Source organism: Tardiphaga sp. (genome assembly GCF_028290785.1).
In the GTDB taxonomy this organism is placed as follows: Bacteria; Pseudomonadota; Alphaproteobacteria; order Rhizobiales; family Xanthobacteraceae; genus Tardiphaga.
In genome coordinates, this window is the sequence record NZ_JAQGJD010000043.1 from 1 (window position 1) to 4263 (window position 4263).

Consider the following 4263-nt stretch of genomic DNA (forward strand, 5'->3'; position numbering starts at 1 on the left):
GCCATCCCGGGCATGGTCCAGGGATAATTCTTCGGGTCGGCCCATTTGGTGGCACCGCTCAGCACGAACAACTGCGGCACCTTCTTGCTGTTGAGGTAGCGGTGCACGGCATTGTTGGTGGCGGTGCCGAGCGAGCCGAACATGAACAGCACCTCGTCCTGCTCGACCAGCTTGCGGGTATGCTCCACCGTCTTCGGCGGCGAGTAGGCGTCGTCGAGACTGATCAGCCGGATCTTGCGGCCGTTGATACCGCCCTCGGCATTGATCTTCGCGAAGTAAGCCTCCTCCGCGCGCCCGATCACGCCGAAGCCGGAAGCCGGGCCGCTATAGGGCAGGGTTTGCCCGATGCGGATTTCGTCGCTGGCGGTCTCTGCCAGTGCGGGACCTGCTGCGCAGAGCGTCAGTGTCAAAGCGGCAAGCCAGTGCCGCGAAGCGCTCGTCATCGATGCCTCCCTGTGATTTTGTTTTTAGTTCTGGTTCTAGGCGATAGGCAGAGCGCGCCTAAGCGCGCGCCCGCTCCAGAAAGTCGCTGCGTGCCGCCTCGAACTCCCGCTTCAGCCGGTCAACCAGTTCGGCGACGGGTGGCGCATCGGTGATCTGGCCGATGCCCTGGCCGGAGCCCCAGATGTCGCGCCACGCCTTGGCCTTGGTGTTGCCGCCGGAGCCAAAATTCATCTTCGCCTTGTCGCCATCAGGCAGGTTGTCGGGATCGAGCCCCGCGGCCACGATCGAGGGGCCGAGATAGTTGCCGTGCACGCCGGTGAACAGGTTCGAATAGACGATGTCGTGGGCGGCATATTCCATCAGCGCGGCCTTGTAGGCCGGGTCGGCGTTGGCTTCCTCGGTGGCGATGAAGCGCGTGCCCATGTAGGCCATGTCGGCGCCGAGCGCGAGCGCCGAAGCGATGCTCCAGCCGTCGGAGATCGCGCCCGACAGCAGGATGGTGCCCTTGAACCACTGCTTCACTTCGCGCACCAGCGCGAACGGCGACAGCGTGCCGGCATGGCCGCCGGCGCCGGCGCAGACCAGGATCAAGCCATCGACGCCCTGTTCGGCGGCCTTGCGCGCGTGCTTCACATTGATGACGTCGTGGAACACCACGCCGCCATAGGAATGCGCAGCCTCGACGATCTCCTGTGGCGGACGCAGCGAGGTGATGATGATCGGGACCTTGTGCTTCACGCAGGTCTCCATGTCCTTCATCAGCCGGTCGTTGGAGGCGTGGCAGATCTGGTTGACCGCGTAGGGCGCGACTTTCTTCTCCGGATGCAGCGCCTTGTACTCGCCAAGCTCGTCCTCGATGCGGGTCAGCCATTCGCCGAGTTTTTCGACCGGACGCGCGTTCAGCGCCGGAAACGAGCCGACGATGCCGGCCTTGCACTGGGCGATCACTAGCTCCGGACCGGAGACGATGAACAGCGGCGAACCGAGCACGGGCAGTTCGAGCGAATTCGCAAGCGATGCGGGTAGCGGCATTGGCTTCATCCCTGTGGCGGCGTGTCTCCGCTTCATCCTGCGGATCCGAACACGCGCATTTTGATCGCAGGCCTGGCCGGCGGACCGGGTGGCTTGCTGCTTTGGCGACACTATAGGGCTGGACGGAAGCGGCGGATCGTTCAATATTGAACGGAGTGTTATTCAAGAATGAACGGAAGCGATCGGGCGTGGAGCGGGGAAGCCGATGGATTGGGATTTGTGCAAGACCTTCGTCGCCGTTGCCGAGACCCGGAGCTTTACCGGCGCGGCAGGGCGCTTGCGCAGCAGCCATCCGACGGTGGGCCGCCAGATTGCCGCGCTAGAGGCGCAACTCGGCACCAGGCTGTTTGTGCGCTCCGTCGATGGTCTTGCGCTGACGTCGCAGGGCCGTAAATTTCGCGACCATGCCGAGGCAATGGCCGCAGCGGCGCTGCGCGCCGAAGCGGCGGTCTCGGCGACCGGCGAGAATGCCCGCGGGGTCGTCAAGCTGTCGATCGGCGCGACGCTCGCGGCGCACTGGCTGATGCCGCGCATGGCCGCGTTTCTGCGCGAGCACGACCACATTCAACTGGAAGTCATCACCCATCCGTTTCCGGCCAGCGTGCTCCGCCGCGAGGCCGACGTGGTGCTGCGCCCGGTCAACAGCGGCGAGGAGAATTTGGTGGGACGCAAGGTCGGCCGCCTCGGCACCGGCTTCTACGCGTCGCGCGACTATGCCGCGCGTCGGCCATTGCCCGAGCGACGCGACGAATGGAGCGGCCACAGCATCATCGGCTTTGCCGACCGGGCCTCGAACGCGCATCTGGCGCGCTGGAGCGACCAGATCACGGGGCAGGGGTCGGTTGTCATGCGTTGCTCGTCGCAGGGCGACATGTTGGCCGCGGCGCGGGCGGGCATCGGGATCTCGGCGCTGTCCTGCCTCGTCGCCGCTGCCTATCCCGAACTGGTTCGCGTCGCGCCGCAGAAGCTGGCGAGCATCTCCGATCTCTGGCTGCTCGCCCATCCTGATCTGGTCGATCTGCCCGCGGTGCGCGCGGTGATCGAGTTCGTCGCCGACAGCGCGCGGGCCGACCGCGTCATGCTGCGCGGCTGATGTTATTTTGCGACTACGCCCTCGCGTTTCTTGATGGCGTGATAGTAGCTCCACCATAGATGCGCCGCGGCGCCGCGCAGCGGGCGCCACGGTTCGGCCAAAGGCGCCATCTGCTTCACCGTTGGGCGTGTCGCGAGGCCAAGCCCGACCTTGATCGCTTCCTGGATCGCGACGTCGCCGGCCGGCCAGGCGTCGCCGTGGCCCAGGCAAAACAGCAAATAGACATCCGCGGTCCACGGCCCGATGCCATGCAACCTGGTCAGCGTCGCGTGCGCGGCATCGGCATCCTCTTCGGCAAGCACATCGAGGTTAAGTCGCTCGGCGGCCAGTTCGCGCGCGAGCCCCTTCAGCGTCTTGATCTTGGCCGCGGACAGGCCGAGCCGCCCGAGGCGGTCGGCACGCGCCTTGCGCAAGGCGTCGTGGTGAAACGGATCGAACGCGCCGGACACCCGGCCCCAGATCGCGGAGGCGGAAGCCACCGAGACCTGCTGGCCGCAGATGATCTGGGCCAGCCCCTCGAATCCCGGCGCGCGCCGCCGCAGCTTGGGCATGCCGGCGATTGCCAGGATAGGTGGCAGCCGCGGGTCGAGCTTGACCAGCGCCAGCACGGCGTCCTCGAGATCGGCCTGGCTGTTGAGGTGCACGGTCATGGCGATCTAGGATCATCACGTCCCGCGGAAGAGTTCAATGCCACCCGTTTTCCGGTTTGCGCCCAGCCCTAACGGCTACCTCCACCTCGGCCATGCTTTCTCGGCTCTGCTGAATTTCGACCTGGCGCGGCAGGCCGGCGGCCGCCTGCTGCTGCGAATCGAGGATATCGACCGCGCCCGCTGCAAGCCGGAATTCGAAGCCGCGATCCGTGAGGACCTTACCTGGCTGGGCATCGCCTGGGAGACGCCGGTACGGCGGCAGTCCGAACATTTTTCCGAGTACCGCGCCGCCACGGATCGGCTGGCAGCGCAGGGCCTGCTCTATCCCAGCTTCGAAAGCCGCGCCGAGATTGCCCGGTTGGTCGCCGACGAACAGGCGCGGGGCAAATGGCCGCACGATCCCGATGGGGTGCCGCTGTATCCCGGTCTCGCCCGATCGCTGTCGCCGGAAGCCGTAGCCGGATTGCTGCTGGCCGGCGCGCCGACCGCGTGGCGGCTCGACATGGCCGCCGCCCGCCGCCGCAGCGGGGCGTTGGCGTGGACCGAGCAGGGCGCCGGCCCCTCCGGCGAGACGAACACAGTGGAAGCCCAGCCCGAAGCCTGGGGGGACGTCATCCTCGCCCGCAAGGAGACGCCGACCAGCTATCATCTGTCGGTGGTCGTCGATGACGCCCTGCAGGGGGTCACCGATGTCGTCCGCGGCCAGGACCTGTTCTGGTCGACCAGCGTACACCGGCTGCTGCAGGAGCTGCTCGGTCTGCCCGGCCCGGTGTACCGGCACCATCCGCTGCTGCGGGACGACCGCGGCGCCAAGCTGGCGAAGTCGTCAGGCGCCGTCAGTCTGCGAGAACTCCGCGCCCGCGGCGTCAGCCCTGCCGACATCCGGGCGATGGTGGGCCTCGCCGCAGCCGACTGACCGTCGCCGCGCGACTTTCACGCCAGACCTCGTGCCCGCGTGACTCGGCTAGCCCGGCCGTGGCATGGTGACGCCGGGGACGGATCATACCATGGCGCTGACATCGCGCACGCCGCAAAAGCCGCGGA

5 protein-coding genes are annotated in these 4263 nt (G+C 67.0%); 2 read left to right on the forward strand and 3 right to left on the reverse strand.

The genetic code is table 11. From position 1 onward, the window contains the following. Together JWR89_RS02405 and JWR89_RS02410 are read right to left on the reverse strand one after the other, a co-directional pair. Window positions 1-443: ABC transporter substrate-binding protein (locus tag JWR89_RS02405; RefSeq protein WP_299711351.1), on the reverse strand; the 443-nt coding region annotated here is incomplete at its 3' end. Between the two features lie 58 nt (window positions 444-501). Continuing rightward, window positions 502-1476, reverse strand: a complete 975-nt coding sequence (locus tag JWR89_RS02410; protein ID WP_299711354.1) for a nitronate monooxygenase family protein — start codon at window positions 1474-1476, stop codon at window positions 502-504. Between the two features lie 205 nt (window positions 1477-1681). Between JWR89_RS02410 and JWR89_RS02415 the strand changes: the two genes are divergently transcribed. After that, window positions 1682-2569, forward strand: coding sequence for a LysR family transcriptional regulator (locus JWR89_RS02415; RefSeq protein WP_299711356.1), 888 nt, complete (start codon window positions 1682-1684; stop codon window positions 2567-2569). Window positions 2570-2571: 2 nt separating this feature from the next. On the opposite strand, the gene JWR89_RS02420 is transcribed toward JWR89_RS02415, so the two are convergent. Continuing rightward, window positions 2572-3219: a DNA-3-methyladenine glycosylase 2 family protein gene (locus JWR89_RS02420; RefSeq protein WP_299711359.1), complete on the reverse strand. Its 648-nt coding sequence runs from the start codon at window positions 3217-3219 to the stop codon at window positions 2572-2574. A 37-nt stretch (window positions 3220-3256) separates the two neighbouring features. Between JWR89_RS02420 and gluQRS the strand changes: the two genes are divergently transcribed. Beyond that, window positions 3257-4135, forward strand: a complete 879-nt coding sequence (gene gluQRS, locus JWR89_RS02425; RefSeq protein ID WP_299711362.1) for a tRNA glutamyl-Q(34) synthetase GluQRS — start codon at window positions 3257-3259, stop codon at window positions 4133-4135. The last annotated feature ends 128 nt before the right edge of the window (window positions 4136-4263 follow it).